Origin of the sequence: Methylocaldum sp., assembly GCF_039794385.1 — a bacterium.
In the GTDB taxonomy this organism is placed as follows: Bacteria; Pseudomonadota; Gammaproteobacteria; order Methylococcales; family Methylococcaceae; genus Methylocaldum.
Window position 1 is genome coordinate 1 of the sequence record NZ_JBDIVO010000427.1, and the last position, 3,472, is coordinate 3,472.

At 62.1% G+C, this 3,472-nt stretch carries 5 protein-coding genes; all 5 read left to right on the forward strand.

Features of this window, described 5'->3' with window-relative positions; genetic code table 11:
• Nucleotides 1-70 precede the first annotated feature (70 nt).
• Nucleotides 71-1,636, forward strand: a complete 1,566-nt coding sequence (locus ABJK70_RS22095) for an FAD-dependent oxidoreductase (protein ID WP_347259152.1) — start codon at nucleotides 71-73, stop codon at nucleotides 1,634-1,636.
• 76 nt (nucleotides 1,637-1,712) lie between these two features.
• Nucleotides 1,713-2,195 carry a hypothetical protein gene (locus ABJK70_RS22100; RefSeq protein WP_077729079.1) on the forward strand — a complete coding sequence of 161 codons (483 nt, stop codon included), beginning with the start codon at nucleotides 1,713-1,715 and terminating at the stop codon, nucleotides 2,193-2,195.
• Nucleotides 2,192-2,356 (forward strand): hypothetical protein, encoded by a 165-nt coding sequence (locus ABJK70_RS22105; RefSeq protein WP_166642633.1) that lies wholly within the window; start codon nucleotides 2,192-2,194, stop codon nucleotides 2,354-2,356. Before ABJK70_RS22100 ends, ABJK70_RS22105 begins: the two co-directional genes overlap by 4 nt.
• A gap of 20 nt (nucleotides 2,357-2,376) precedes the next feature.
• Nucleotides 2,377-2,775: a nuclear transport factor 2 family protein gene (locus ABJK70_RS22110; protein ID WP_168175359.1), complete on the forward strand. Its 399-nt coding sequence runs from the start codon at nucleotides 2,377-2,379 to the stop codon at nucleotides 2,773-2,775.
• A 222-nt stretch (nucleotides 2,776-2,997) separates the two neighbouring features.
• Nucleotides 2,998-3,306: a hypothetical protein gene (locus ABJK70_RS22115; protein ID WP_086135384.1), complete on the forward strand. Its 309-nt coding sequence runs from the start codon at nucleotides 2,998-3,000 to the stop codon at nucleotides 3,304-3,306.
• Nucleotides 3,307-3,472: the final 166 nt, after the last annotated feature.

Consider the following 3,472-nt stretch of genomic DNA (forward strand, 5'->3'; position numbering starts at 1 on the left):
CGACCTACGTTACGAGGGCTCATAAGTCGGCGATCTTGCCGATGTACGGATTGAAGAGAGAGGTGATGTCATGCTGGATACGGTCATAGTCGGAGGCGGATTGTGCGGCTTGGCGCTGGCCGCCGATCTGGAGCGCCAAGGGCGATCCTATCTCCTGTTCGAGGCTCGCTCTCGCCTGGGCGGGCGCATTCTCTCGGTGCCCTCGACGACATCCGGGATGGCGCTGGACTTAGGTCCGACCTGGTTCTGGCCGGACATCCATCCGCGCATCTCGCGCCTGGTGGCCGATCTGGGACTCGCCTCCTTCGCCCAGCACGACCAGGACGATGTCCTCGGCCTCAAGAACGCGGACGGCAAGCTCGAATCCCTGGGCAGTGCTCCGGTCCATAATGGCGCCATGCGATTGGAAGGCGGCATGGCGGCTTTGGTGCATGCCCTCGTGGACCGGATTCCCGAAAGCCGGCTGCGCCTGGAACAGGCGCTTATTGCCGTGGAAGAGCGGGGCGATCGCGTCGCTCTCCATTTTCGCTGCGGCAATGCCTTATCGGTAGTCGAAGCTCGCCGGGCCGTACTCGCCATTCCGCCCCGTGTGCTGGAGGAGCAGGTCCGGATGGAACCCGCGCTCGACGACGAACTGCGCCGGGCGATGCGGGAAACGCCCACCTGGATGGCCGGAGAGGCCAAGGCCATGGCGGCCTTCGCTCGCCCCTTTTGGCGCGAGGCGGGCTTGTCCGGCAACGGTTTCGCCCGGCATGAGCAGGCGGTACTCGGCGAGATTTTCGACGCCTGCGACGCCACCGGAGAGAAGGCCGCCCTGGGAGGCTTCGTCGCGCTGTCGCCGGAGCAGCGCGAGGCGTTTAGAGTGGGCATGCCGATGCTGATCCGGAGCCAGTTGGTCCAATTCTTCGGCTCGGAGGCGGAGCTGGGCGAACAGCATTATCAGGATTGGGCGACGGAACCGTTCACCTGTAGCCGACTGGACCTCGTGCCGCCGGATCAGCACCCGGAATACGATAATCCTGTCCTGAGCCGGGCGTACTGGGACGGAAAGCTTTTGTTCGGCGCTTCGGAAACCGCCCGCTACGGCGGCGGCTATATGGAAGGCGCACTGGAGGCCGCCGCGCGGATTCAGCGGCAGTTGGCGGAAGTTCCGGTCAACTCGACCAACTCCAACAGCCTCGCGCGCTTCCGCGAATGGGTGAGCGGCCAAAGGCCCGCCGCCCTCGAGCATTACCAGCGGAGCCTGCACCGCCATCTCTCCACTCAGCAGCGGGATCAATTGACTCAACTCTCACTGTTGGAGACGGTGGAGGACATTTACCGCGAAGCCTTGCGGCAACTCGATGAACTGCCTCTCGAAGGGGGCTCGGTGGCTGTCGTCGCCGGCCGGTCGGACCTCACCCCTCCGATTCTTGCGCCGTTCACGGGATTCAACGATGCGCTGATCGACGAGGCGCTGCGCTTCAATCGCAGCTCGTGCGCCCTGTCCAACTTTCCGGTAGAGCACGATCCGTCGCCCGATTACGTGCAGACCATCCGCAGGGATCTGGCCGCCGCTTGGCGCGAATTCGCGCTTACGGTCAACGCCCGAATCGTGGCACGCACCGCGGCTCCGGAGCTGGCCGACTGCGCATGAGTGCGTTGGTTTAATTTCAGGCGAAAGGGCAGCGAGGCGTGCTCGGAACAAAACGCTTTTCAAGGTTCAGAAAGCCATGATCTATATCGTCGAAATTCCCCATGAAGGCCGGGCGTCCGCGTGGTTCGCATTCGACCGGGACGATTTCGTCCGCAAGGTCCGGGCCGCGAAAGAATCCGGAGACACCACGGTCTTCGCCGCGCTGAGCCCGCGCCAGCGTCTCGAAGCGGCAAGCCTTGCGCCCGACTCACCCGGCGCCCGGGCGGCGCAGCCGGCCGTTTTCGACGATGCGGACCGCCACGGCTGGGACACCGTGCTGTACCGGGCCGATTTTCTTCTGAGCCCCGGTCTCTGGCAGGCCGAGCCGGTATCGGAACTCGAGGCTTGCGCCGCCGCCGTCGCCCACGAACGGAAAGCCTGCCGCGTGTATCTGTCCGATAACGCCGCGGTGGCGGCGCTGTATGGAGACCCGCTCTATGACGGACGGGAAGGGTTTTACGCACACATGGCCCTGCGCGAGCAGCTCATCGCCATGGAAGCCATTTCGGACGATTTATGACGGTCGAACAACTGATAACTGCCTTGCTGGAAATGCCGAAAAACGCGGTCGTGCTTTACGAAGGCGATGCCGGCTACGCTCTTGTCGGCGGCCTGCATTTGCAGGAAAACGGAAACGAGCTGCCGGATGAGGTTATCCTGTTTCCCGATATGAACGAATGAGGCTAGGGATACCAGGCTCGATGGATGCCACGGCTGTGCTGTTTGCCAACGAAGCCTTCTATCACGCGTTTTCCCAGCGCGATTTCGACGCCATGGAGCGGTTGTGGGCGCGGGAGTGGCCGGTGCTCTGCATTCATCCCGGCTGGCCGGTGCTGACCGAACATGCCGCCATCATCGAAAGCTGGCGGCGTATTTTCCAGAATCCGGCGACCGGCACGGTAACTCCGCATTACGCCAGAGCCTTTGTCTACGGCACCGTCGCCACGGTGGTGTGCTACGAAGAAATTCAGGGAGCGCTGCTGGTCGCCAACAATACGTTCGCGATCGAGAGGGACGAGATCCGCATCGTCCATCACCACGCATCCCATTGCGCCAATCCGCCGCCGCCGGAACCTAAGGCCGCACCGGCGGTGCAGTAGTGCGCCGGGATAGTTGAGGTCTTATTCAATTCGGCATTCGAGTGGACATTGATCGTAGGATGGGTTAGGCCGCCAGACCGCAACGCACCGAGCGGCCTCGGACCTGTCCTGAGCCAAGTCGAAGGGGCGGTGGGTTACGCTCGGCTAACCCACCCTACAAAAATGAATTCCTTCATTGAAAACGATTTGGAATTATTTCGGCTAATTAAGTTAGGTGGTCAAATGCAAAGCACGATCAGGCAAGAAACGATACCCCAACGAACCATCACGATAGAAGGCGAGCACGCGAAACTGGCGTCCCCGGAAGAGATTGCCGATGGCATTCGGGCGGCCGTGGAGGTGTTCGAGCGCAACGGCGTCGATCCGCTGGATTGCGCCGCGGCGATCGAAAAGCTCGAAAAGGATGAGTTGCTCAACCGTGACGAAGCCTTGCTCTGCGTCATCTGGGATCAGGCCGAGGAAGCAGCCTTCAGAGCCGTTACCGTGGGTTGGCTAAGCCGCGCCGTGGACATTCGGATCGCGGTTTCCTGAGCGATAGAACAGAACTGTCGGCAAGGGATTGCCGACGGATCAACATCGTCAAGTAGGTCGGGAATCCTTTCCCGACGCGGCTGAGCTCGGCAGTCGTACTTCGCTCTTTCAGCGCCCCTGTCGCTTCCGACGAACGACGTTTGTCGCGCATGCGGTATGATCCGCC